We start from the raw sequence: 22,641 nt of genomic DNA on the forward strand, positions 1-22,641 counted from the left end.
CGGGATATTTGGGGCAAGAAGAAACGGCAGGTCAGGGTGTGACGATCTGCCAGTTGCCGGATTTGAGCCGGATTGCGCAGCTTTTGGGCGTCAGCGGCGGCAGGGTTTTGGTGGCGGTAAGCGCGGTTTTGCGGGTGGTTTCGGCGTTGCATTGCGGCAGCGCGACCGGGCGATAGCCGACCATGGCCATGCACTGATCCACGACTTTGACGCGCAGGCGCGCGTTGGCGTCATAGGTTTCGGTGCGCGCCGGGCTGATCATTCGGTAATGCGTGCTGCAATATCCGGCGGCGTTGCAATGGGTGTAGGGCGCGTAGCGCGCCGGAACATAGCGGGTCCGGATGTCGCGTGGCACCTCTTTGAGGGCCGAAACTTGGCATTGGGTCAGGTTGATCTCGGATTGCACCACATCGGCGCCTTCCTTGTAATAGATCGAGAGCGGCGCGCAGGCGCCGAGCAGGACGAGGGCCAAGAGGGTGAGGCTGCGGATCTTGTACATGCCCGCCAGTATAGCGCAGTCGCTTGGGAGGACAAAGGAATTGACCCGCCCGGACCCTTCTGTCATGCAACACGCTCAGACAGGATGAGGCAGGGCAATGAAGGTCATCATCTGCGGGGCCGGTCAGGTGGGCTGGCAGATCGCACGCCATCTTTCGGGCGAACGCAACGACGTCACGGTCGTGGACAACAACCCCGATCTGGTGCGCCGTGCCACCGATACGCTGGATGTGCAGGGGATCACCGGCTTTGCCTCTTACCCTGATGTGCTTGATCGGGCAGGCGCGCGCGACGCCGACATGATCATTGCCGCGACCTATTCCGACGAGGTCAACATGGTGACCTGTCAGGTGGCGCATTCGGTCTTTGGCATCAGCCGCAAGATCGCGCGTCTGCGCAGCCAGTCCTATCTTGATGCGATTTATTCCGATCTTTACCGGCGCGATCACATGCCGATTGACGTGGTGATCAGCCCCGAGCGAGAGGTCGCGGTGGCGGCCCTGCAACGGCTTGCGGCGCCGGCCGCCTTTGACACCGAGATGTTCATGGACGGCAAGGCTCAGCTTATGGGGTTGCGCCTCGAAGAGGATTGCCCGGTTCTCAACACGCCGCTGCGCCAGCTGAGCGATCTGTTTTCGACGCTGCGGGTGGTGGTTCTGGCGGTGCGCCGCGAGGGGCGGCTTTTCGCGCCTGAATCCGGCGATCAGCTTTTTGAGGGCGACGAGTGTTATCTGTTTGCCCCGATCGAGGATGTGCCGCGCACGCTGGACGTTTTTGGCAAGTCGCAAAAGAAGCAAGAGCGGGTGGTGATCATCGGCGGCGGCAATATCGGCCTTGCTGTGGCGCAGGCGCTTGAGACGCGCAGCGGCGGGCGTATTCGCGCCAAGGTTATCGAACGCAACCGCCCCCAGGCCGAACGCGCCGCGGATGCGCTTGAGCGGACCATCGTTCTTAACGGCGACGGGTTGAACGCCGCGCTTCTGGCCGAGGCGGGGATTTCGCGCGCCGATGCGGTGCTTGCGGTGACGGATGACGACAAGACCAACATGCTTGCCGCCGTGCGTGCCAAGACCGAGGGCTGTCCGTTTGCTATCGCGCTGATCAACGATCCGACCATGATCCCGATGCTGGAGCCGCTTGGCATTGACGCCTATATCAACCCGCGCGCCACCACGGTCAGTTCGATCCTGCGCCATATCCGCCATGGCCGGGTGCGCGGTGTCTATTCGATCGGCGACGCAGAGGCCGAGGTGATCGAGGCCGAAGTGATGTCGACCTCTTCCATCGCCGGCGCCGCGATCCGCGACATAAGCTTTCCCGAGGGCGTGCTGGTCGGCGGCGTCAGAAAAGGCGACAAGATCGTCAAACCCGCAGGCGGTATGCGGATCGAGGCCGGCGATGTGATCGTGCTTTTTGCGTTGGCGGCAGATGTGGCGGCGGTCGAGCAGCTGTTGCAGGTCTCGATAGATTTCTTCTAGCCGATGATCGCCCGGATTCTCACCTTTCCGCTTATCCTGATCCTGGCCGGCATCGCGTCGATCATGATGCTGCTGCCGACGATTGACGCCTTGATGCGCAACGACACCAGCGTGGCGCGCGCCTTTGGCTACTCCGCCATTCTCGGCATGGCCTTGGTGATGATCATCGGCCTTGCCATGTCGGGGCGCGAGAGACGCGAGATCAGCGACAGCCAGAACCTTGTGTCGCTCTTGCTGGCCTATCTGATCCTGCCGCTGTTTCTTGCGGTGCCGTTTTACGAGGGCGTCGGCAACACCACCTTTTTGAATGCCTATTTCGAGATGGTTTCAAGCTTTACCACCACAGGCGCCACCTTGTTCGGCGCCACGGGGCGGCTGGTGGACAGCCTGCATTTCTGGCGCGCCCTGGTCGGCTGGGGCGGTGGGCTTTTGATCTGGATCTCGGCCTCGGCGGTTCTGGCGCCGCTGAACCTTGGCGGATTTGAGGTAACGGCACGCGCCGAGCCGGGCCAGGATGACGCCCGCGCCGGGCGGTTTCAGCGCGCCAGCCCGGCCAAGCGGTTGGCGCAGATCACCGCCGGGCTGGCCCCGGTCTATATCGGGCTGACCGGTGCGCTCTGGGTGATCCTGATGATGGGGGGCGAGCGGGCCTTCGTGGCGATGGTCCATGCCATGTCGACACTGGCGACAAGCGGGATTTCCTCGATTGGCGGGGTCCACAACGGTGCCTCTGGATTTGGCGGAGAGTTCGCGATTTTCCTGTTCCTGCTGTTTGCCCTGTCGCGCCTTACCTTTTCGTCTGACACCATCACATCCGCGCGTCCCGGCGTGCTTTACGACCCTGAGTTCCGGCTGGGGGTGATGCTGGTGCTTGGGGTGCCGCTCTTGCTGGTGGCGCGGCACTGGATTGCCGCCTTCGAGGTGGTCGAGGCCGATAATTTCGCCGTGGGCCTGCGTGCCTTTTGGGGCGGGATGTTCACCGTGCTGTCGTTCCTGTCGACCACCGGATTCGAAAGCGCCGATTGGCAGGCGGCGCGCGACTGGTCCGGGCTTGGCACGCCGGGGCTTGTGCTCTTGGGGCTGTCGCTTGTCGGCGGCGGCGTCGCCACCACCGCCGGCGGGGTCAAGCTTTTGCGGGTCTATGCGCTCTACCTGCATGGCAAGCGCGAGGTTGAACGCCTGGTTCATCCGTCCTCTGTCGGGCGCTCGACGCGGGCCGGGCGGCGGATTAGGCGGCATGGCGCCTATATCGCCTGGGTCTTCTTCATGCTGTTCGCGATGTCGCTGACCTTTGTGACGCTTTTGCTTGCGCTCTTTGGCCAGGATTTCGAATCCTCGCTGATCCTGTCGATTTCGGGGCTCTCCACCACCGGGCCGTTGATCATTCTGGCCAGTGACACGCCAATCCGCCTGTTCGAGCTAAGCGCCGGTGCCAAGCTCTGTTATGGTGCGGCGATGGTGCTGGGGCGGCTTGAGACGCTGGCGATGATCGCCCTGCTGAACCCGGCGGTCTGGCGCGACTAGGGCAGGGCGCGAGCGTGCCACACCCCGATTGCATTTTTAGGCTGGAAAGTCATGCGCGGGCAAGACATACTCGCGCCATATGCAAGATCCTCAGGCATCGGTTCGCGATGTGTGCAAGAATAAAGGCTTTGAACATAAATGGCTTCTGATCGACAAAATTTGCAGGACGCGTTCCTCAATCAGGTTCGCAAGACAAAAATCCCGGTCACGGTTTTCCTGATCAACGGGGTCAAATTGCAGGGGGTCATCACCTGGTTTGACAACTTCTGCATCCTGCTGCGCCGTGATGGGCAATCCCAGCTGGTTTATAAACATGCCGTGTCGACGATCATGCCGTCGCAACCGGTCAACCTGTATGATGGTGAAGACACCAATTGACCGATAACGCGCGCCCCGTGACACGGGCATGGGTCATTCATCCTGAAATTCCCTCTGCCGGGTCAGAGCGCGATCCCGATCTCGCTCTGGAAGAGGCTGTGTCGCTGGCGCATGCCTTACCCGAGATCGAGGTGGTCGGCGCGCAGGTCGTGCGATTGCGCAAACCCGATGCCGGGAAATTGTTCGGCAAGGGCAAGCTTGAAGAGCTGCGCCAGGCGATCGAGGCCTCCGAGACCGAGCTGGTGCTGGTCGATGGCCCGGTCACGCCGGTGCAACAGCGCAATCTCGAAAAGGCCTGGGAGGTCAAGGTGCTCGATCGCACCGGGTTGATTCTGGAAATCTTCAGCGACCGAGCCGCCACCCGTGAAGGCGTGCTTCAGGTCGAGATGGCCGCGCTGTCCTATCAACGCACCCGCCTCGTGCGCGCCTGGACCCACCTTGAACGCCAGCGGGGCGGATTGGGCTTTGTCGGCGGCCCCGGCGAAACCCAGATCGAGGCCGACCGCCGCGCCATCGACGAGCAATTGGTGCGCCTGCGCGGTCAACTCAAGAAGGTGGTGAAAACCCGCGCCCTGCATCGCGCCGCGCGCGCCAAGGTGCCGTTCCCGATTGTCGCGCTTGTCGGTTACACCAACGCCGGCAAATCCACCCTGTTCAACCGCCTGACCGGGGCCGAGGTGATGGCCAAGGACATGCTCTTTGCCACGCTTGACCCGACCATGCGGCGCATCAAGCTGCCCGGCGGCGGCCCCGAGGTGATCCTGTCGGACACGGTCGGCTTTATCAGCGACCTGCCCACCGAACTCGTCGCCTCGTTCCGCGCCACATTGGAAGAGGTGCTCGCCGCCGATCTGATCTGCCATGTGCGCGACATCTCGCATCCCGAGACCGAGGCGCAGGCCCAAGATGTCACCACCATCCTCAACAGCCTCGGCGTCAAGGACACGACCCCCCAGATCGAAATCTGGAACAAGATCGACCGGCTTGACGACGACGCCCGCGCCGCCACTCTGACCAAGGCCGCCCGGCTTGATCATGTTCAGGCCCTTTCGGCCATCACCGGACAGGGCATTGATGATCTCGTCGACGCCATCACCGAGGCCTTGGCCGATGTGACCCATGTTACCGAGCTTCACCTTGGCTTTGACGCGGGGCGCAAACGCGCGTGGCTATTTGAAAAAGACCTGGTCGAGGCCGAAGCCCAGACCGAAGACGGCTTTGATCTCACTGTGCGCTGGTCCACCCGCCAAGAGGCGCAATTCAGAGACCTCTGATTAGTCCCCGAAGCCCGGCACCTTCAACCGGGCTTCTTCTTGGCAAAAATACTCAAAATCCCGCCGTTGCCCCGGAGCGCGCGCGCTTAATACCCGCGCCAGATCCAGCCGCCGCCAAGCACCCGCGTGCCGTCGGCCTCGTAAAACACACAGGCCTGCCCCGGCGACACGCCCTCTTCGGGCACCAGCAATTCGACCTCGGCTTCGGTTTCCGAAATCGGGCGCAGGATCGCCTCGCGCACCGGTCGGGTAGAGCGCACCTTGACGGCCACGGTCCATTCGGGCCGCGACATCAGCGGCTCATCGCCGAGCCAGTTGATTTCGCGCAGCGGCACCTTTCGGGTCGAGAGCATCTCCTTGGGGCCGACGATGACCTGTTTGGCATCCACATCAAGGCGCACCACGTAGAGCGGATCGGCAAGCCCGCCGATGCCAAGGCCGCGGCGCTGACCGATGGTATAGTGGATCACCCCCTCGTGTGCCCCAAGCACCCGGCCATCGGCATGCACGATCTCGCCCGGGTCTGCAGCGCCGGGGCGCAGTTTCTCGATCACGCTGGCGTAATTGCCGTCCGGCACGAAACAGATATCCTGGCTGTCGGGCTTGTCTGCGACCTGCAATCCGTATTTCGCCGCCAGCTCTCGGGTGGCGTCCTTGGACGGCAAATGCCCAAGCGGAAAGCGCAGGTATTCGAGTTGTTCCGCGGTCGTCGAGAACAGAAAATATGACTGATCGCGATTCGAATCAGCCGCGCAGTGCAATTCCGCGCCGTTCAAACCGGTCTTGCGCTGAATATAATGACCCGTCGCCATGCAATCGGCGTCAAGATCGCGCGCGGTCTGCAACAGGTCCTTGAACTTGACCCGCTCGTTACAGCGGATACAGGGCACCGGCGTTGCCCCCGCAAGATAGCTGTCGGCAAATTCGTCGATGACCGCGTCGCGGAAAATGTTTTCATAATCCAGCACATAATGCGGAAAACCCACGTCTTCTGCGACCCGGCGTGCGTCGTGAATATCGATCCCCGCACAGCAGGCGCCCTTCTTGGCAAGCGCCGCGCCGTGGTCATAAAGTTGCAGAGTTACCCCCACGACATCATAGCCCTGTTCCGCAAGGTAAGCCGCCACAACAGAGCTGTCGACGCCACCAGACATGGCCACAACCACGCGAGTATCGGCCGGGTCTTTTGCAAAACCAAGGGAGTTCAGGGGATTATCACTATCAAGCGCCATATCGGCCTCCGATCAGGGTCGTTCAGAATATAGGAAAATCCTAATTACTCTCAAGCCCCGGTTTCACCTGCCGTTAAGCCTGATGCTGTCATTTTGGTCCACATCAGAAGAAGGGTGAGAGTGATGTATCTGAAGAAAGTAGAAGGGCCAAGGGCCGTCAGCCTGCCGGATGGCACGATATTGAGTCGCGCAGACCTGCCCCCCGCCGATACCCGGCGATGGGTGGCCTCGCGCAAACTGGCCGTGGTGCGCGGGGTGGCCTATGGGCTTATTACCCGCAGCGAGGCGATGGCGACTTACGGGCTGAGCGAGGAAGAGTTCGACGCCTGGGTCACAGCCGTCAGCAGCCATGGAGAACAGGCGCTGAAGGTAACCGCGCTCAAGGAATATAGACAACTTTAGGGGTGTTGGCAGAATGTTCCTGCAATGGTAACGTGTGGTTAACCATTTTTGACGAGTGTTGATCTTAATGAAGCACTGATCTGTGGAGAACCCATATGCGCGTACTACTGGTCGAGGACGATCCGACAACCTCGAAAAGCATTGAACTGATGCTGACTCATGCAAACCTGAACGTTTATACGACCGATCTGGGCGAAGAGGGGGTCGATCTGGCCAAGCTCTACGACTATGATCTGATCCTGCTGGATCTTGGTCTGCCGGATATGAACGGCCATGATGTTCTGCGTCAACTGCGCATGGCGCGGATTGATACGCCGATCCTTATCCTGTCGGGTGCCGATGACACCGAAAGCAAGATCAAGGGCTTTGGGTTCGGGGCCGATGATTACCTGACCAAGCCGTTTCACCGCGAAGAGCTTGTGGCGCGCATTCATGCGATTATCCGCCGGTCAAAGGGTCATTCGCAATCTGTCATCCGCACCGGCAAGATCAACGTCAACCTGGATGCCAAGACGGTGGATGTGGGCGGTAAAACCGTGCATCTGACCGGCAAGGAATACCAGATGCTCGAGTTGTTGTCGTTGCGCAAGGGCGCGACGCTGACCAAAGAGATGTTCCTCAACCACCTTTACGGCGGCATGGACGAACCCGAGCTCAAGATCATCGACGTCTTCATCTGTAAGCTGCGCAAGAAGGTCAGCGAAGCGACCGATGGCGCGAATTACATCGAAACTGTCTGGGGCCGGGGCTATGTGCTGCGCGATCCCGATCCGAGCGAGATGGATGACCAAAGGCTTGCGATTGGCGCCTGAAGCGCGCCGTGACATCTGGACCTCTGCCAGACAGGGCCCTATCACTTTGACCTGAAAGATCGAGGGCGTGAAACGTCCTCGGCACAAAAGGACAGAGGGGCCCATGAGCGATACGCGCACGGTTGAAAGCCTGAGCAAAGATGAAGCGCGGCAAGAGCTAGAACGGCTCGCCGCGCTTATTTCCGTAGCCAATGAGGCCTATCACACCAAAGATGCCCCGGTCATGTCGGATGCGGAATTTGATGCGTTCAAAGCCCGCAATGCCGCGATCGAGGCGCTCTTTCCCGATCTCAAACGCCCAGACAGCCCCAGTGAAATGGTCGGCGCCGCGCCCTCCGACGGCTTTGCCAAGATCACGCATGCGGTGCGCATGCTCAGCCTCGGGAATGCGTTTGACGATGAAGATGTCGCCGAATTTGACGCCCGCATTCGCCGCTATCTTGGCCTTGGACCCGAGGCCGATCTTGCCTATACCTCCGAGCCCAAGATCGACGGGTTAAGCCTCAGCCTGCGCTATGAAGGTGGCCAGTTGATACAGGCGGCAACGCGCGGCGACGGGCAGGTCGGCGAAAATGTCACCGCCAATGCCCGCACGATCACCGATATTCCCCAGATGTTGACCGGCGCACCGGATATTCTTGAGGTGCGCGGCGAGGTCTACATGAGCCATGCCGACTTCGAGGCGCTCAATGCGCGGCAGGCCGCAAGGTCTGACAAGCCCTTCGCCAATCCGCGCAACGCCGCCGCAGGGTCATTGCGTCAACTGGATTCCAAGATCACCGCCGCGCGCCCGCTGAGGTTTTTCGCCTATGCCTGGGGCGAGGTCAGCGCGCCGCTGGCCGACACGCAAATGGGCGCGATTGAACGCCTTGCCGCCCTCGGGTTTCAAACCAATCCGCTCACTACGCTCTGTGCCGGGCCGGATGACTTGCTGGCCGAATACGGGCGCATCGAACAGCGCCGCGCCACGCTTGGCTATGACATCGACGGGGTGGTCTACAAGGTCAACGACCTTGCCCTTCAGCACCGCCTTGGCTTTCGCTCGACCACGCCACGATGGGCGATTGCGCATAAATTCCCGGCCGAGCTTGCCTGGACCCGGCTTGAGGCGATCGACATTCAGGTTGGGCGCACCGGCGCGCTAAGCCCGGTCGCGCGGCTGACCCCGGTCACCGTCGGCGGCGTTGTGGTCTCCAATGCCACGCTTCATAACGAGGATTACATCCTTGGCCGCGACAGCAAAGGCGAGGAAATTCGCGATGGCAAGGATATCCGCATCGGGGATTGGGTTCAGGTCTATCGAGCGGGTGACGTGATCCCAAAAATCGCCGATGTGGACCTTGCCAAACGCCCTGCGGATGCCGTGCCCTACGCCTTCCCGCAGACTTGTCCTGAATGCGGATCGGATGCGGTGCGCGAAGAGGGCGACGCGGCGCGCCGCTGCATCGGCGGGTTGATCTGTCCGGCGCAGGCGGTGGAGAAGCTAAAACATTTCGTCAGCCGCGCCGCCTTTGACATCGAAGGTCTTGGCGCCAAGCAGGTGGAACAATTCTACCGCGATGGCTGGATCAGGGAACCGGCGGATATCTTCACGCTTGAGGCGCGCTATGGCAGCGGGATGCAACAGCTCAAGAACCGCGAAGGATGGGGCGACAAGAGCGCGAAGAACCTCTTTCAGGCCATTGAAGAAAAACGACAAATCCCGTTCGGGCGATTGTTGTTCGCGCTCGGAATCCGCCATGTTGGCGAAGCCGCCAGCAACACGATCGCGCGGTTTTATGGCAGCTGGGAGGACTTCACGCAGGCAATGGACGCCGCACAAGGGTTTGAAGGCCCCGAATGGGAGCGGCTTTTGGGCATCGACGGCGTCGGCGAAGTGATGGCGCGCTCGCTGGTGGGCGCTTTTGGCGAGGCCAATGAACGCGCCAGCATCGACCGGCTTGTGGCGCATCTTGACGTGCAAGACGCCGCGCGCCCCGACACCAGCAGCAGCCCCGTGGCGGGCAAAACCGTCGTTTTCACCGGCACGCTTGAGAAAATGACCCGCGCCGAGGCCAAGGCCCGCGCCGAGGCGCTTGGCGCCAAGGTTGCCGGAAGCGTATCGGCCAAGACCGATCTTCTGGTGGCGGGGCCCGGCGCCGGGTCCAAGGCGAAAAAGGCCGCCGAGCTTGGCATCGAAACGCTGGACGAAGACGGCTGGCTTGACCTGATTGGCCAGACATGACCGGCCGCCCCGAAATCCTGTTTCCGCTTTTCGCAGAGCTTGAGACGCTGCCCGGCGTGGGGCCGAAAACCGTGCAAAACCTGGCCGCGCTTGATGTGACGCGCCCGCGCGATTTGCTGTTCACGCTGCCCTATACGGGGGTGGATCGGCGCAAGCGGACCACGGTGCAGGGTGCCGATTTGCCCGGTGTGGTCACGGTCGAGGTTGTCATCGGCCAGCACCGCGCCCCAAGCCGCCGGGGTGGGGCCTATCGGGTGACGGTCGAGGATGCGGAAACCACGTTTCAGCTGGTGTTTTTCCATGCGCGTGACGAATACCTGCGCAAGGTCCTGCCCACCGGCGCGCGGCGTGTGGTGTCGGGCAAGGTGGAACTCTTCGACGGAATCGCCCAGATGGTGCACCCCGATCACATGCTGTCGGTCGATGAGAGTGGCGATATCCCCGATTTCGAGCCGGTCTATCCGCTGACCGCCGGGGTCACGCAGAAGATGATGGTCAAGGCGCAGCAGGGCGCGCTTGCCCGTGTGCCCGACCTCGATGAATGGATCGACCCGGTGCAAAAGGCCCAGGCCGGTTGGCCCGATTGGGCCGATGCGATACGCGCGGCGCATGCGCCGCAGGATTTTCAGGATCTCTCGGCGGCGCATCCCGCCCGCGAACGGCTGGCCTATGACGAGTTGATGGCGCATCAACTCACGCTTGCCTTGGCGCGCTCGAAATTACGCCGGGCCAAGGGGCGCGCGACGATCGGCACCGGGAGATTGCAGGCCAAGGTGCTTGAGGCGCTGCCCTATGCGCTGACCGGGGCGCAGACCCGTGCGATTGCCGAGATTGCCAGCGATATGGCCGCGCCTCTCAGGATGAACCGCCTGTTGCAGGGCGATGTTGGTGCCGGCAAAACATTGGTCGCCTTCAAGGCGCTTTTGATCGCCGTTGAGGCAGGCGGGCAGGGGGTGATGATGGCCCCGACCGAGATTCTGGCGCGCCAGCATTTGCAGGGCCTGCGCCCGCTAGCCGAGAGTGCCGGTGTCGTGTTGGAAATCCTGACCGGGCGTGACAAGGGGGCCGAGCGGCGCGCCAAACTGGCGGCGCTCGCGCGGGGCGATATCCAGATTTTGGTCGGCACCCATGCGGTGTTTCAAAAGGACGTGGAATTTGGCGATCTCAGGCTGGCGATTGTCGATGAACAGCACCGCTTTGGCGTGCGTCAACGCCTAGAACTTGGCAAAAAGGGGGCGCAGGCAGATGTGCTTGTGATGACCGCCACGCCGATCCCGCGCAGCCTGGCGTTGGCGCAATACGGCGATATGGATGTCAGTATCCTTGATGAAAAGCCGCCGGGCCGCAAACCGATCAAGACGGCGCTGGTCAACATGGCACGGATGGATGAGGTGATCGCGCATATGCGCCGCGCAATTGACGAGGGGCGGCAGGCCTATTGGGTCTGTCCGCTGGTCGAGGAAAGCGAAAGCGTCGATCTGAGCAGCGCCGAAGAGCGATTCCGGCGGTTGCGCGCCGTGTTTGGCGAAGGTGTCGTTGGGCTTGTTCATGGCCAGATGCCGCCCGAGGATAAGGACGCGGCCATGGCCGCCTTTCAGCGCGGCGACACCTCGGTGCTGGTGTCGACGACGGTGATCGAGGTCGGGGTCGATGTGCCCAATGCCTCGATCATGGTGATTGAACGCGCGGAAAGTTTCGGCCTTGCGCAATTGCACCAATTGCGTGGCCGGGTCGGGCGGGGCGAGGCGGCCTCGACCTGTCTTTTGATGTATCAGGCGCCGCTGAGCGAAGGCGGAGAACGTCGGCTAACCACCATGCGCGATACCGATGACGGGTTTCGCATCGCCGAGGTCGATCTTGAAATGCGTGGCGCGGGCGATCTTATCGGCACGGCGCAATCGGGGCTGCCTCGGTTTCGGGTGGCGGACCTTGAAGGGCAGTCGGCGCTGATGGCAGTGGCGCAATCGGATGCACGCAAGCTTTTGCACGATGACCCGGAGTTAACCTCACCGCGTGGCACGGCGGCGCGTGTTCTCTTGTGGCTCATGGAACAGGATCAGGCGATTCGTTTGATTTCAGTGGGTTAGAGAAATTCGTTCCACATAGTTCACAAATGTTCTTAAAAAGTTCTTTACTTTGGTTAACGGAAATGAGAACAAAGGAGCAACACAAGGTTTTCAAAAGGAAGCGCCCCATGTTGCACCAGATCAAGACAGCCGCCGCCCGGTCGCAAGACACGTTGCTGGCCGATGCCCTAGGTGCTGCGGCGCTGATGATAACCTTGGTCGGGGCGCTCTATTTGCCCGGATTGTTCTGAGTTTCTGCCTGGCGGGGTGACCCTGTTGTCGCCTGCACCCCCTCTGTCCCAACTTCGGGGTGCCAAAGTTTCTGCCTGTTCCTTTGCTATTTTCGGGGTTTGCCTCATTCCCCCCGATAAGCGTGACAGGGTCCGCAAACCTCGCTTACCTTGCCGCCGCCGTTCACCCGAACGCGCGGCGGTTTTTTTGCGAAACGGATTGACCCATGTCAATAAGCCGAGGGCAAGCGGGTCTACCATTCCCTTTCGTTTAGGGAGGTAGTCTCATGAAAATTCTAGCTTATGCTGCTATGGTTGCGATTTTGGGGTCTTCACAGTCGGCTCTTGCGCAAGACAACACATTCGGAGCCATAGAATACGGAAATTCCTGTGCCCAGTGTCACGGCATGGATGGTAAGGGCGGGGGGCCGATGGCTGGTTTCCTGACCGGCACCCTGCCGGATCTTACACAGCTTCAGAAAGACAATGGCGGCGTGTTCCCGGTGACCCGCGTCTATGGCGTAATTGATGGCAGCACTGAATTGGGCCCGCATGGCACACGTGAAATGCCGGCATGGGGCAACCGCTATAAGCTCGATGCGCAAGAGCACCTGTCCTATGATTTCGGTCCGAGCCGCGAAACCTATGTTCGCACGCGAATCCTGGCCCTGATCGAACATCTTGCCGCCATGCAGGACTAGGCCTCCTTCAGGCGCAGGAACTTTGGGCTTTGGCCTGTTCCATCGCCTCAACGGCGGCTTCGAGAGTGAGAAGGATCGAGGCGTGGCGGTTCTTGTAATCGCGCGCCGGTCGCAACACCCCGAGGCCGTCAAAGGGTGTCGGCGGTGTCGGGCCGTCGTTTTTCAGCATCTCTTTCAGCGCATCACGCGCCGCTGTCACCTGCGCCAGATCACAGCCGATGATGTGCTCGCCGACCACCGATGCGGCGGCCTGACCCAAGGCGCAGGCCTTGACCTCAGCGGCATAATCGCTGATGCGGCCATTCTCGCAGGTGATATCGACGGTCACCGTCGAACCACAGAGTGGGGCACGCCGTTTGACGCTTGCATCGGGCGCAGCAAGGCGACCGTGATGGGGAATATCCGCGGCGAGCGCCAGAATGCGCGCCGAGTAAAGTTTGATCAGGTCAGTTTCGCCGCTCATGGCTTTCCCTTTCGGTTCTGACCTCATAAATAGGCCTCAGACGCGCAGATGCAAAAGGTTTTCCGCAATGGAATTTGATCCGGCCACACTAAAGTATGACGCAAACGGGTTGATCCCGGCGATTGCCCAGGATGCGACCAGCGGCGAGGTTCTCATGATGGCCTGGATGAATGGCGAGGCGGTGGCACGCACACTTGCAACCGGGCGCGTGACCTATTGGAGCCGTTCACGACAGGCGTTCTGGATCAAGGGCGAAACCAGCGGACATGTGCAGAACTTGGTGGATTTCCGGGTTGATTGTGATCGCGATTGTCTTTTGGTCACGGTCAATCAGGTCGGGCCGGCCTGTCATACCAACCGGCGGAGCTGTTTCTATACGGCTGTGCGGCAGGGCGATGAGACCGAGATCATGGCGCCTATGGACAGCTCTGAGTGAGTATTTGAGCCAAGAAGAAGCTTAGAGGCCGATCATCCGGCGAATGTCATCGGGGCTGGCACCTTCGGAGCGGTAGGTGGCAATCGCGCGGGCATCATCGCGTTTGGCGAGGCGTTTTCCGGTCTCGTCGCGGATCAACCCGTGATGATGATAGAGTGGGCTTGGCAGGGCGAGCAGACCTTGCAGGAGAACGTGGATTTGCGTCGCCTCGAAAAGATCCTGGCCTCGGATCACGTGGGTGATGCGTTGATCCGCATCGTCGATGACCACCGAGAGATGATAGGACGCCCCCATTTCGCGACGGGCCAGCACCACGTCACCGACGGTTTGGGCCATATTTTGCGAGGTGATCAAACCGGTTTCACCGTTTGGTCCTTCGCCGGTTTCGGTGAAGGTTGGCGGCGTGGAGAGGCGATCAAGTGCGCGCGCCATGTCGAGACGCAGGGCGCTGTCGGTGGGCATCGGCCCCACCGGCGGTGTGGCGGGGCGGCAGGTTCCGGGATAGATCAGCCCGTCGGGGCCGTGCAGGGCCACGCCTTCTTGCGGGGCGGATGCGGCGGCACGGATGTCGGCGCGGGTGCAGGAGCAGGGGTAGAGCAGGCCCATGTCCCAGAGTCGCAAGAGGCCGTCGCGATAGCGCGGCAAGCGTTCGGATTGGCGCAGCACCGGGGTGAGCCAGTTCAGGCCAAGCCAGTGCAGATCGTCAAAAATCTGCGCCTCCCATGCGGGGCGGCTTCGGCTCTGGTCGATATCGTCAATCCGCAGGTGGAAGATGCCGCTGGCGGCCATGGCCATGTCATAGGCCGTGATCGCCGAAAAGGCATGCCCCAGATGCAGGGGGCCCGTCGGGGACGGGGCGAAGCGGGTGCAAAAAGTCACGCCTTTTGAAGTATATAAACGTTGGAGTTCAACCCCTGACCGGGGAGGTGGGGGCCGTAGTCCTTGCTCAGAAGGCGGGCCGCGCCGCAATCAAGCCAGCCGTTGAGCGCGCCTTCATAAATCGGGTCGGCAAGGGCGTGGTCGTTGTAGCTGAAGACCAGGTACCCGCCGCGATCGAGCGCCTTCATCAGGAGATCAAAGGTCGAGACCGGGGCCGCGCCGGGGCCGATCACGCCAATCGCCGCGATGGCCTTGTAGGCGCCTTTCGGGACCGGGGTTTTGGCGGTCACGTCAAGTGATGACAGGCTGCGATAAACGCCTTTGGCCGTGGCCTGCGCCAGCATGTCGGGGCTTGGGTCGATGCCGTCGATCACCTCAAACCCGGCCAGTTTGAGCGCCAGACCAGAGAGGCCGGTGCCGCAGCCGTAATCAAGCACCGGGGTCTGTGGCTCGGGTAGTTTGGCAAAAAGCGCCTTGGCACAACGGCCCGGCGTGGCATAGCCGTTCTCGGCGATCTCCGCGTCATATGTGCTTGCCCAGTCGTTATAAAACTGGCTGGCGTCCTCGTTTGTGTCCAGCCCGTAGGCCTTATCCAGAAATTTTTCACTCATGCTTTAAGAGTGGCCGAAGAGTTACGCCACGTCCAGTCAAGACTTTGCCAGCCAGTCGCTCCAAGCGGCCTTGGCGCGGTCGGTATAGGCCTTGTAGCGGTCTTTGCGGCCACGTCGCCCACCCTTGAGGCCGTCAACCGGGCGAAACAGGCCGAAATTGACGTTCATCGGCTGAAAGGTCTTGGCCTCGGCTCCGCCGGTGATGTGGTGGATCAGCGCGCCCATGGCGCTATCCTGGGGCGGATCGGCAAGCGGCGCGCCGAGGATTTCGGCGGCGGCCATGCGACCGGCCAAAAGCCCCATGGCGGCGGATTCGACGTAGCCCTCGACGCCGGTGATCTGACCGGCAAAGCGGATGTGCGGGCGCGAGCGCAGGCGCATCTGGTTGTCGAGCAGAGTGGGCGAATTGATGAAGGTGTTGCGGTGAATGCCGCCAAGGCGGGCAAAGCTGGCGTTTTCCAGACCAGGGATCATGCGCAGCACTTCTTTCTGCGCGCCATATTTCATTTTAGTCTGAAATCCCACGATGTTATAGAGTGTTCCTAATGCATTATCCCGGCGCAGCTGGACCACCGCCCATGGCTTGATATCCGGCTGATGCGGGTTGGTCAGGCCGACCGGTTTCATCGGGCCGTGGCGCAGGGTTTCGCGACCGCGTTCGGCCATCACCTCGATCGGCAGGCAGCCGTCGAAATACCCGGCGGTCTCGCCCTCGTGGAACTCGGTTTTCTCGGCGGTGAGCAAAGCGTCGATAAAGGCCTCGTATTGGGCCTTGTCCATCGGGCAGTTGAGGTAGGCGGTGCGCTCTTCCTCGGTTTCACCCTTGTCATAGCGCGACTGCATCCAGGCGCGCGACATGTCGATGCTGTCATAATAAAGGATCGGCGCGATGGCGTCGAAAAACGCCAGCGACTCGGCGCCGGTCTCACTGGCGATTGCCTTGCCAAGCCCCTCAGAGGTGAGCGGGCCGGTGGCGATGATCCAGTGTCCATCCTCCGGTAGGGTGTCGATGGCGCCGTATTCAACCGTGATATTGGGATGCGCCACAAGCGCCGCGGTCACCGATTGTGCAAAGGGGTCGCGATCCACCGCAAGCGCGCCGCCGGCTGGAATGCGGTGCTTTTCGGCGGTCTGCATGATCAGGCCGTTTGCCGCGCGCATCTCCCAATGCAACAGGCCGACTGCGTTTTGTTCGTCGTCATCCGAGCGGAACGAATTGGAACAGACCATTTCGGCCAGATCGCCGGTGCGATGGGCAAAGGTTTTCACCTCTGGGCGCATCTCGTGGATGACAACGGGCACGCCCATATGGGCGGCCTGCCATGCGGCCTCGGAGCCGGCCATGCCGCCGCCGATGATATGTAATGTTTTGCTCATGGCGCGGGATGTAGGCGATTGCAGGGGGTTTGAAAAGGGGCGCTCACTGATCCCAATCCGGGGCGCGTTTTTCGATAAAGGCGTTGATGCCCTCGGCGGTGTCGCGATCGAGCATGTTTTCCACCATCACCGCGCCGGTATGGGCATAGGCCGCATCGACGTCCATTTCGAGCTGGTCGTAAAAGGCGCGTTTGCCGATGCGCACGGCACTTCCAAGCTTGGCGGCGACGGTTTCGGCGAGGGCGAGCGTGGCCGCGTCAAGATCTTCGGGTGACACCGCGCGGTTGATAAGGCCAAGCTCTGCAGCGCGCATGGTGTCGATGAATTCGCCGGTGGTGAGCATCTCGAAGGCCTGTTTGCGCGGGATGTTGCGGCTGAGCGCGACCATCGGGGTTGAGCAGAACAGGCCGATATTAACCCCGTTGACGCCAAAGCGCGTGCCGTGGGCGGCGACGGCCATGTCACAGCTTGCCACAAGCTGACAGCCCGCGGCGGTGGCGATGCCGTGGGGCGCGGCAATCACCGGCTGTGGCAGGGTGCGGATGGCCCGCATCACGCTGGTGCAGCGATTGAACAGATCGGCGAAATAGGCGCGCCCGCCATCGGGCGACTGACGGCCAGCGGTCATTTCCTTGAGGTCGTGACCGGCGCAAAATGCCTTGCCTGCGCCCGCGAGCGTAACCACGCGAATGGTTTTATCCTGCGCCAGTTGATCGAACTGATCCTGCAGGGCGGCGAGCATCGCGTCGCTGAGAGCGTTGAGTTTTTCCGGCGCGTTCAATGTGAGCCGGGCAATGGCGCCGGTATCCTGGCGGTCGAGAATTGTCATCTTGTATCCCTTCAAAGCTTGTGGCCATTCTAGCGCGCGATTGGGCAAGGAGCAAAGCATGAGCCTTAAAATGACGCGCGACGAGCTGACGGTGTTTCTGGATCGGGAATTTCCCCAGGTGAAGGGTGATTTTGCCATCGAAGAGGTCGGCGACATGCGCGTGCGGGTGCGCCTTGTGGTGGCCGACAAGCACTTGCGCCCCGGTGGCACGGTGTCCGGCCCGTCGATCTTTGCGCTTGCGGATGTGGCGGTTTATCTTGCGACGCTGGCGATGATCGGCCCCAAGGCCATGGCCGTCACCACCAATTGCAGTATTGATTTCATGCGCAAGCCGACGGCGGGCGTTGATCTTGTGGCCGAATGCAGGTTGCTCAAACTGGGCAGGACCCTGTCTGTCGGTGATGTTCTTATCTTTTCCGAGGGCATGGAGGCCCCGGTGGCGCGCGCCAGCCTGACCTATGCGATCCCGCCTAAATAGGTGAGGCCGGGGGGCTGTCTGCCCCCGGACCCCCCGTGAGTATTTAGGCCAAGAAGAAGAAGGCAGGGCGGGCAGGGGGTATTTGCGGGAGAAAGTGCGCAGCGAAGTGGGGTATTATATTACCTAATTTTCAAGTCATTGATTTGGCTTTGTTTAATTGGGGTGACTGTGGTTGACCTGACAGTTCAAGCGTCTATAACCCGCCCATCGTATCAGCGCGGCCAAATCGCGGCCGAGGCGGATCAAGACGAAAGATCAAGCACAAGGTTTTGCCTGAAATGAAAACATTCTCTGCTACCCCGGCAGATATCGACAAGAAATGGATCCTGATCGACGCTGAAGGCGTTGTTCTTGGTCGTCTTGCCTCGATCATCGCCGTTCGCCTGCGCGGCAAGCACAAGGCCAGCTTTACCCCTCACATGGACATGGGTGACAACGTGATCGTCATCAATGCCGACAAGGTACAGCTGACCGGCAACAAGCGCGAAAAGCCGAACTATTGGCACACCGGCCACCCTGGTGGTATCAAGTCGCGCACAACGGGCCAGATCCTGGAAGGGAAATACCCCGAGCGCGTCGTGATGCAGGCCGTCAAGCGCATGCTTCCGGGCAACCGCCTGTCGCGCACCCTGATGACCAACCTGCGCGTTTATGCAGGTTCCGAGCACCCCCACGAGGCCCAGAGCCCCGCAGTGCTGGACGTCAAATCCATGAACTCCAAGAATACGCGGGTGGCATACTGATGGCTGACGAAATCAAATCCCTCGAAGGTCTGGAATCGATCGCAGAAGGCGTCGTTGCCGAGACCGAAACCATGGTACGCCACGAGCAGGTTCGTGACGAGCTTGGCCGTTCCTATGCCACAGGCAAGCGCAAGGACGCGGTTGCCCGCGTCTGGATCAAGCCGGGCTCTGGCAAGGTCGTTGTCAATGGCCGTGAAATGAACGCCTATTTTGCACGCCCCGTGTTGCAGATGATCCTGCGTCAGCCCTTTACCGTGGCCGGCGTCGAAGATCAGTTCGACGTGATGGCAACCGTCAAGGGCGGTGGTCTTTCGGGTCAGGCCGGTGCGGTCAAGCACGGCATCTCGAAGGCGCTTCAGCTTTATGATCCCGCCCTGCGCGGTGCTCTGAAGGCTGCGGGCTTCCTGACACGCGACAGCCGCGTTGTGGAACGTAAGAAATTCGGTAAGGCCAAGGCGCGTAAGAGCTTCCAGTTCTCCAAGCGTTAAGCGACCGAGCCACGTTTCGTGGTTACAGATATGGAAAGGCGCGGCTTCGGCTGCGCCTTTTCGCTTTTGGATGTCGGGAAAAAGGCGCTTGGGTCTGCTCAGGCCCTATCGGGCAGGCCAAGCCCGCGCAGGTAGGTGGCTAGCCCCGCCTCAAGCATCTCTTCGGGGGCGACGTGATCCGAGAGGCCGGCCGAGTTGCGCAAGAACAGCTCGACAACGCCATGGCTCATTGCCCAGATATGCGCGGTCAGAAGGCTTGCCTCGGGGCAGCGCTCGGCCGCAATCAGGGGGCAGAGCGCATCGCAGGCACCATGCATCAAGGCGCGCGCACGCCCGGCGGCCTCGGCCAGACCCGGCAGGCGGTTGATGTCGATGCTGCTTTCGAACATCGCGATGTAATGGCCCGGATTGCTTCGGGCAAAACCAAGGTAGGCGCGGGCAAGCGCGTGGATTTGCCCGGCCCCGCCCGGCGCGGTGGCGCGCGCCGCCTCAAGCCCCTCGGCAAAGACGACATAGCCCTGGCGCGCCGCCTCTGAGATAAGATCGTCGCGCCCGGCAAAATGGCGGTAAACGGCGGCTGGTGTCACACCGGCGCTTTTGGCGGCCTGCGACAGGGTAAAACCGGCCGGGCCCTTGGTCTCGATCAGGCTCAGCGCACCATCGACAAGCGTCTGGCGCAGATTGCCGTGATGATAGCCCTGTTTAGCCATGCCAAATCTCTGGACCCGCGGCGATGGCCGGGTCAAGCGTGCCGATCGCGCGGCTGTCCTTGCGGGCATAGTCGATCGAGGTCAGCATCGAACGGATCGCCGCCAAACGCGCACGGCGTTTGTCATCGGATCGGATCACTGTCCAGGGCGCGTGATCGGTGTGGCTCCGGGTCAGGGTCTCGGGGATGGCGGCGCTATACGCCTCCCATTTCTTGAGGCCCTCGACGTCGATCCAGCTGAGCTTCCATTGCTTGAGGGGATCGCTCTCGCGCCCGAGAAACCGGCGCAATTGTTCGGCGCGCCCGACGTTCAGCCAGAATTTGAACAGGCGAATGCCCTCATCGACCAGCATCCGTTCGAAATCGGGCACCTGGGCGAAGAAATGCTCGCGCTGGTCGTCGGTGCAAAAGCCAAAGACCTTTTCCACCACGCCCCGATTGTACCAGCTGCGATCAAAAAACACGATCTCGCCACCGCCGGGAAGATGGTCGATGTAGCGTTGGAAATACCATTGCGTCGCCTCGGTATCCGAGGGTTTCGACAGGGCCACGACGCGCGCGCCGCGGGGGTTGAGGTTTTCGCGGAACCGCTTGATCGTGCCGCCCTTGCCGGCCGCATCGCGCCCCTCGAACACACAGACGATCCGCGCGCCGCTTTCACGTGCCCAAGCTTGAAGCTTGACCAGCTCGATCTGAAGCTTTTCCAGCTCTTTTTCATAGGCCTTGCGCGGCATGCGTTCGGAATAGGGATACTCATGCCCAAGGATATCGCCCTTGTCCGCGCGACGGATTTCGTTGCGGATATCGTCGGGGATGTCTTTTTCGAAGAACGCGCTGATCGCGCCGTCAAAGGGCAGATCCATGGTCGGGCCTCACTCTTGTTTTGCCTGAGTATGGCCGCTCAGTCGGCGGGGTGCAATCGCGCGCGCACAGCAACCCGAAGGATGGCGGCAATCACCTGATCGGGCACCGCATGCTGGGGCATGTGGCCGATGCCGGGCAGGGACGTCAGGATCGCGCCACCAATCTGGCGCGATAGGGGCGCGGCATGGATGTGCAGGCCCACGGTGGTATCGGCGGTGCCGTGCAGGATTTCGACCGGCAGGTCGATCTCGCCATATCGGTGATGAATCGCCGTGACCTCGGCCAGAAGGTTGGCACGTTGCAAGGCATTGGCGCGCAAGGAGTGGCGGCGCAGGGTGAGTCCTGCGCCGATATGGTGCAGATAGCCATCGGGCGCGGTTTGCGGCTCGAATATCTCGCCGACGGCCTGTTCAACGCGGCTATCGTCGACAAAGGCGGTCAGAAAGGGGATCACCAGCGGCCCGAGAAGCGGATGCGACAGCACCTTGTAATAGGTCGAAAGCGCGCTCTCCCAGGGCTTGGCCGCCCCGGCGAGCATCACCAGCCCCGAGATGGCCTCTGGGTGATTGAGCGCCCAGGCGAGGGCGACCGCGCCACCATAGCTATGGCCCAAAACAATGGGGCGCTCTGCGCCAAGCTGGCTCGCGGCTTGTTGCAGCAAATCGGCCTGCTGGCCAATGGTGGCGCCGCTCTGGTTGATCCGCGCGGTATAGCCAAGGCCGGGGCGGTCAAACACGATCACGCGGTAATCGCTGGCAAGTTTCGGCGCCAGATCAAAGGTCATGTCGCGGGTATTGCCCGAGGCGCCGTGGATAAGCACCACGGCAGGCGCATCCTTGGGGCCCATGACCACCGCATGAACCGGGTGGCCATCGACCTCGATGATCTCGCCCTCCGGGGGAAAGGCCGCCTCGGCGCGGGCCTCGTGGGCGCGCGCGCAGTGGATGGCATAGGCCCAGAGGCCAGCCAACAGGACCGTGAGGATGACAAGGGATTTAACGGCCAATGTCATTCATATCAAACGGCGTCGATTGATAGATCGCGTTGATCCAATTGCCGTAAAGCTGGTGAGCGTGGCTGCGCCAACGGTTTTGCGGTGGCTTGCTGGGATCGTCATTCGGGTAATAGTTGCAGGGCACGTTGATCGGCGTGCCCGCCTCTATATCGCGGTCATATTCCTGCTTGAGGGTGTCGCTGTCATATTCAAAATGATTGAAGATATAGAGCGCGCGATGTTTGGGGTCCTCGACCAGGGCGGGGCCAACTTCGTCACTGTATAAAAGCGTGGTCAGACCACCGGCGGCCTCGATCTCATCCTGGCGCATTTCGGTCCAGCGGCTGACCGGAATCACGCATTCATCCGAAAATCCGCGCAGATAGGGCGAGGCGGGCACAAGGTTGCGATGCCGGAAACAGCCGAAGGCCTTATGCTCCAGCATATGCTTCTTGACCCCGTGGAAATAGTTGATCATCGCCATGCCGCCCCAGCACACGCCGAAGGTCGATTGCACATGGGTCTGGGTCCACTCGAACACCCGTTCAAGTTCGCCCCAATAGGTGACGGCGTCAAACTCCAGATGCTCGATCGGCGCGCCGGTGATGATCAGCCCGTCATATTTGTCGCCCGAGGCCTCGACTTCTTCAAAGGTGCGATAAAAGCTTTCCATATGCTCGGCGGCGGTGTTCTTGGCCTGATGTTCGCTCATCCGGATGAGGTGCAGGTCGATCTGAAGCGGGGTCGCGCCGATCAGCCGCGCGAATTGGTTCTCGGTCTGGATCTTCTTCGGCATCAGGTTGAGCAAGCCGATGCGCAGCGGGCGGATGTCCTGACGGGCGGCCTGATCCTCGTCCATGACCATGACGCCTTCGCGCGTAAGCACGTCATAGGCGGGCAGGTTGGCGGGGATCTTGATGGGCATTGGCGTGCGACTCCTCAGGGTAACGG

At 61.3% G+C, this 22,641-nt stretch carries 25 protein-coding genes; 14 read left to right on the forward strand and 11 right to left on the reverse strand.

The window, feature by feature from the left end; genetic code table 11:
- Positions 1-31: 31 nt before the first annotated feature.
- The gene (locus ROG8370_RS00670; protein WP_139838003.1) at positions 32-565 is read right to left on the reverse strand and encodes a hypothetical protein; all 534 of its coding nucleotides are present in this window, start codon (positions 563-565) and stop codon (positions 32-34) included.
- Between the two features lie 31 nt (positions 566-596).
- Between ROG8370_RS00670 and trkA the strand changes: the two genes are divergently transcribed.
- The 4 genes from trkA (at position 597) to hflX (ending at position 5,152) form a co-directional block, all read left to right on the forward strand.
- Positions 597-1,976 carry a Trk system potassium transporter TrkA gene (gene trkA / locus ROG8370_RS00675; protein WP_085825160.1) on the forward strand — a complete coding sequence of 460 codons (1,380 nt, stop codon included), beginning with the start codon at positions 597-599 and terminating at the stop codon, positions 1,974-1,976.
- 3 nt (positions 1,977-1,979) lie between these two features.
- Positions 1,980-3,500: a TrkH family potassium uptake protein gene (locus ROG8370_RS00680; RefSeq protein ID WP_085825161.1), complete on the forward strand. Its 1,521-nt coding sequence runs from the start codon at positions 1,980-1,982 to the stop codon at positions 3,498-3,500.
- A gap of 138 nt (positions 3,501-3,638) precedes the next feature.
- On the forward strand, positions 3,639-3,878 hold the full coding sequence (gene hfq, locus ROG8370_RS00685; RefSeq protein WP_073194026.1) for an RNA chaperone Hfq: 240 nt from the start codon (positions 3,639-3,641) through the stop codon (positions 3,876-3,878).
- Positions 3,875-5,152, forward strand: a complete 1,278-nt coding sequence (gene hflX, locus ROG8370_RS00690) for a GTPase HflX (RefSeq protein WP_085825162.1) — start codon at positions 3,875-3,877, stop codon at positions 5,150-5,152. Before hfq ends, hflX begins: the two co-directional genes overlap by 4 nt.
- 86 nt (positions 5,153-5,238) lie before the next feature.
- On the opposite strand, the gene mnmA is transcribed toward hflX, so the two are convergent.
- Entirely contained in the window at positions 5,239-6,384 is a 1,146-nt protein-coding gene (mnmA, locus tag ROG8370_RS00695) for a tRNA 2-thiouridine(34) synthase MnmA (protein ID WP_085825163.1), read from the reverse strand.
- Between the two features lie 123 nt (positions 6,385-6,507).
- Between mnmA and sciP the strand changes: the two genes are divergently transcribed.
- The 6 genes from sciP (at position 6,508) to ROG8370_RS00725 (ending at position 12,819) form a co-directional block, all read left to right on the forward strand.
- Entirely contained in the window at positions 6,508-6,786 is a 279-nt protein-coding gene (gene sciP, locus ROG8370_RS00700) for a CtrA inhibitor SciP (protein WP_085825164.1), read from the forward strand.
- A 95-nt stretch (positions 6,787-6,881) separates the two neighbouring features.
- On the forward strand, positions 6,882-7,598 hold the full coding sequence (gene ctrA, locus ROG8370_RS00705) for a response regulator transcription factor CtrA (RefSeq protein ID WP_085825165.1): 717 nt from the start codon (positions 6,882-6,884) through the stop codon (positions 7,596-7,598).
- Between the two features lie 103 nt (positions 7,599-7,701).
- The gene (ligA, locus tag ROG8370_RS00710) at positions 7,702-9,822 is read left to right on the forward strand and encodes an NAD-dependent DNA ligase LigA (protein ID WP_085825166.1); all 2,121 of its coding nucleotides are present in this window, start codon (positions 7,702-7,704) and stop codon (positions 9,820-9,822) included.
- Positions 9,819-11,909: an ATP-dependent DNA helicase RecG gene (gene recG / locus ROG8370_RS00715; protein ID WP_085825167.1), complete on the forward strand. Its 2,091-nt coding sequence runs from the start codon at positions 9,819-9,821 to the stop codon at positions 11,907-11,909. Before ligA ends, recG begins: the two co-directional genes overlap by 4 nt.
- A 107-nt stretch (positions 11,910-12,016) precedes the next feature.
- The gene (locus tag ROG8370_RS21220) at positions 12,017-12,139 is read left to right on the forward strand and encodes a hypothetical protein (RefSeq protein ID WP_281248824.1); all 123 of its coding nucleotides are present in this window, start codon (positions 12,017-12,019) and stop codon (positions 12,137-12,139) included.
- A 410-nt stretch (positions 12,140-12,549) separates the two neighbouring features.
- Complete coding sequence (locus tag ROG8370_RS00725; protein WP_212580030.1) at positions 12,550-12,819, forward strand: hypothetical protein; 270 nt, start codon at positions 12,550-12,552, stop codon at positions 12,817-12,819.
- Positions 12,820-12,826: 7 nt separating this feature from the next.
- On the opposite strand, the gene ROG8370_RS00730 is transcribed toward ROG8370_RS00725, so the two are convergent.
- Positions 12,827-13,282, reverse strand: a complete 456-nt coding sequence (locus tag ROG8370_RS00730) for an iron-sulfur cluster assembly scaffold protein (protein WP_085825170.1) — start codon at positions 13,280-13,282, stop codon at positions 12,827-12,829.
- A gap of 67 nt (positions 13,283-13,349) precedes the next feature.
- Between ROG8370_RS00730 and hisI the strand changes: the two genes are divergently transcribed.
- A complete protein-coding gene (hisI, locus tag ROG8370_RS00735) occupies positions 13,350-13,718 on the forward strand; it encodes a phosphoribosyl-AMP cyclohydrolase (protein ID WP_085825171.1) in 369 nt (122 codons plus the stop codon).
- 21 nt (positions 13,719-13,739) lie between these two features.
- Here the strand turns inward: hisI and gluQRS are convergent, their stop codons facing one another.
- From gluQRS to ROG8370_RS00755, 4 genes are read right to left on the reverse strand one after another with little or no spacing between them, the layout of a single operon-like run.
- The gene (gene gluQRS / locus ROG8370_RS00740) at positions 13,740-14,597 is read right to left on the reverse strand and encodes a tRNA glutamyl-Q(34) synthetase GluQRS (protein WP_085825172.1); all 858 of its coding nucleotides are present in this window, start codon (positions 14,595-14,597) and stop codon (positions 13,740-13,742) included.
- Positions 14,594-15,208 (reverse strand): class I SAM-dependent DNA methyltransferase, encoded by a 615-nt coding sequence (locus tag ROG8370_RS00745; protein ID WP_085825173.1) that lies wholly within the window; start codon positions 15,206-15,208, stop codon positions 14,594-14,596. Before ROG8370_RS00745 ends, gluQRS begins: the two co-directional genes overlap by 4 nt.
- Before the next feature lie 36 nt (positions 15,209-15,244).
- Positions 15,245-16,585, reverse strand: coding sequence for a methylenetetrahydrofolate--tRNA-(uracil(54)-C(5))-methyltransferase (FADH(2)-oxidizing) TrmFO (trmFO, locus tag ROG8370_RS00750; protein ID WP_085825174.1), 1,341 nt, complete (start codon positions 16,583-16,585; stop codon positions 15,245-15,247).
- Positions 16,586-16,628: 43 nt separating this feature from the next.
- On the reverse strand, positions 16,629-17,414 hold the full coding sequence (locus tag ROG8370_RS00755) for an enoyl-CoA hydratase (protein WP_085825175.1): 786 nt from the start codon (positions 17,412-17,414) through the stop codon (positions 16,629-16,631).
- A 58-nt stretch (positions 17,415-17,472) separates the two neighbouring features.
- Between ROG8370_RS00755 and ROG8370_RS00760 the strand changes: the two genes are divergently transcribed.
- From ROG8370_RS00760 to rpsI, 3 genes are all read left to right on the forward strand, one after another.
- Complete coding sequence (locus tag ROG8370_RS00760; RefSeq protein WP_085825269.1) at positions 17,473-17,892, forward strand: PaaI family thioesterase; 420 nt, start codon at positions 17,473-17,475, stop codon at positions 17,890-17,892.
- A 278-nt stretch (positions 17,893-18,170) separates the two neighbouring features.
- On the forward strand, positions 18,171-18,635 hold the full coding sequence (rplM, locus tag ROG8370_RS00765; protein WP_085825176.1) for a 50S ribosomal protein L13: 465 nt from the start codon (positions 18,171-18,173) through the stop codon (positions 18,633-18,635).
- The gene (gene rpsI / locus ROG8370_RS00770) at positions 18,635-19,123 is read left to right on the forward strand and encodes a 30S ribosomal protein S9 (protein WP_085825177.1); all 489 of its coding nucleotides are present in this window, start codon (positions 18,635-18,637) and stop codon (positions 19,121-19,123) included. The genes rplM and rpsI overlap by 1 nt, the downstream gene beginning before the upstream one ends.
- Positions 19,124-19,221: 98 nt before the next feature.
- Here rpsI and ROG8370_RS00775 read toward each other — a convergent pair whose 3' ends face one another.
- Genes ROG8370_RS00775 through metA form a run of 4 tightly spaced genes read right to left on the reverse strand, consistent with a single transcriptional unit; the run spans position 19,222 to position 22,615 of the window.
- On the reverse strand, positions 19,222-19,833 hold the full coding sequence (locus ROG8370_RS00775) for a TetR/AcrR family transcriptional regulator (protein WP_085825178.1): 612 nt from the start codon (positions 19,831-19,833) through the stop codon (positions 19,222-19,224).
- Positions 19,826-20,695, reverse strand: coding sequence for a polyphosphate kinase 2 (ppk2, locus tag ROG8370_RS00780; protein WP_085825179.1), 870 nt, complete (start codon positions 20,693-20,695; stop codon positions 19,826-19,828). Before ppk2 ends, ROG8370_RS00775 begins: the two co-directional genes overlap by 8 nt.
- Positions 20,696-20,733: 38 nt before the next feature.
- Positions 20,734-21,708: an alpha/beta fold hydrolase gene (locus ROG8370_RS00785; RefSeq protein ID WP_085825180.1), complete on the reverse strand. Its 975-nt coding sequence runs from the start codon at positions 21,706-21,708 to the stop codon at positions 20,734-20,736.
- Positions 21,692-22,615: a homoserine O-acetyltransferase MetA gene (gene metA, locus ROG8370_RS00790; RefSeq protein ID WP_085825181.1), complete on the reverse strand. Its 924-nt coding sequence runs from the start codon at positions 22,613-22,615 to the stop codon at positions 21,692-21,694. The genes ROG8370_RS00785 and metA overlap by 17 nt, the downstream gene beginning before the upstream one ends.
- Between the last annotated feature and the right edge of the window lie 26 nt (positions 22,616-22,641).

Source organism: Roseovarius gaetbuli, assembly GCF_900172365.1.
GTDB classification, from domain to species: Bacteria; Pseudomonadota; Alphaproteobacteria; order Rhodobacterales; family Rhodobacteraceae; genus Roseovarius; species Roseovarius gaetbuli.

Excerpts from the sequence above, each read along its gene's own strand:
- ROG8370_RS00670 (WP_139838003.1), bottom strand. The coding sequence starts at position 565 with ATGACAGAAGGGTCCGGGCGGGTCAATTCCTTTGTCCTCCCAAGCGAC.
- trkA (WP_085825160.1), top strand. The coding sequence starts at position 597 with ATGAAGGTCATCATCTGCGGGGCCGGTCAGGTGGGCTGGCAGATCGCA.
- ROG8370_RS00680 (WP_085825161.1), top strand. The coding sequence starts at position 1,980 with ATGATCGCCCGGATTCTCACCTTTCCGCTTATCCTGATCCTGGCCGGC.
- hfq (WP_073194026.1), top strand. The coding sequence starts at position 3,639 with ATGGCTTCTGATCGACAAAATTTGCAGGACGCGTTCCTCAATCAGGTT.
- mnmA (WP_085825163.1), bottom strand. The coding sequence starts at position 6,384 with ATGGCGCTTGATAGTGATAATCCCCTGAACTCCCTTGGTTTTGCAAAA.
- sciP (WP_085825164.1), top strand. The coding sequence starts at position 6,508 with ATGTATCTGAAGAAAGTAGAAGGGCCAAGGGCCGTCAGCCTGCCGGAT.
- ctrA (WP_085825165.1), top strand. The coding sequence starts at position 6,882 with ATGCGCGTACTACTGGTCGAGGACGATCCGACAACCTCGAAAAGCATT.
- ligA (WP_085825166.1), top strand. The coding sequence starts at position 7,702 with ATGAGCGATACGCGCACGGTTGAAAGCCTGAGCAAAGATGAAGCGCGG.
- recG (WP_085825167.1), top strand. The coding sequence starts at position 9,819 with ATGACCGGCCGCCCCGAAATCCTGTTTCCGCTTTTCGCAGAGCTTGAG.
- ROG8370_RS21220 (WP_281248824.1), top strand. The coding sequence starts at position 12,017 with ATGTTGCACCAGATCAAGACAGCCGCCGCCCGGTCGCAAGACACGTTG.
- ROG8370_RS00725 (WP_212580030.1), top strand. The coding sequence starts at position 12,550 with ATGGCTGGTTTCCTGACCGGCACCCTGCCGGATCTTACACAGCTTCAG.
- ROG8370_RS00730 (WP_085825170.1), bottom strand. The coding sequence starts at position 13,282 with ATGAGCGGCGAAACTGACCTGATCAAACTTTACTCGGCGCGCATTCTG.
- hisI (WP_085825171.1), top strand. The coding sequence starts at position 13,350 with ATGGAATTTGATCCGGCCACACTAAAGTATGACGCAAACGGGTTGATC.
- ROG8370_RS00745 (WP_085825173.1), bottom strand. The coding sequence starts at position 15,208 with ATGAGTGAAAAATTTCTGGATAAGGCCTACGGGCTGGACACAAACGAG.
- trmFO (WP_085825174.1), bottom strand. The coding sequence starts at position 16,585 with ATGAGCAAAACATTACATATCATCGGCGGCGGCATGGCCGGCTCCGAG.
- ROG8370_RS00755 (WP_085825175.1), bottom strand. The coding sequence starts at position 17,414 with ATGACAATTCTCGACCGCCAGGATACCGGCGCCATTGCCCGGCTCACA.
- ROG8370_RS00760 (WP_085825269.1), top strand. The coding sequence starts at position 17,473 with ATGAGCCTTAAAATGACGCGCGACGAGCTGACGGTGTTTCTGGATCGG.
- rplM (WP_085825176.1), top strand. The coding sequence starts at position 18,171 with ATGAAAACATTCTCTGCTACCCCGGCAGATATCGACAAGAAATGGATC.
- rpsI (WP_085825177.1), top strand. The coding sequence starts at position 18,635 with ATGGCTGACGAAATCAAATCCCTCGAAGGTCTGGAATCGATCGCAGAA.
- ROG8370_RS00775 (WP_085825178.1), bottom strand. The coding sequence starts at position 19,833 with ATGGCTAAACAGGGCTATCATCACGGCAATCTGCGCCAGACGCTTGTC.
- ppk2 (WP_085825179.1), bottom strand. The coding sequence starts at position 20,695 with ATGGATCTGCCCTTTGACGGCGCGATCAGCGCGTTCTTCGAAAAAGAC.
- ROG8370_RS00785 (WP_085825180.1), bottom strand. The coding sequence starts at position 21,708 with ATGACATTGGCCGTTAAATCCCTTGTCATCCTCACGGTCCTGTTGGCT.
- metA (WP_085825181.1), bottom strand. The coding sequence starts at position 22,615 with ATGCCCATCAAGATCCCCGCCAACCTGCCCGCCTATGACGTGCTTACG.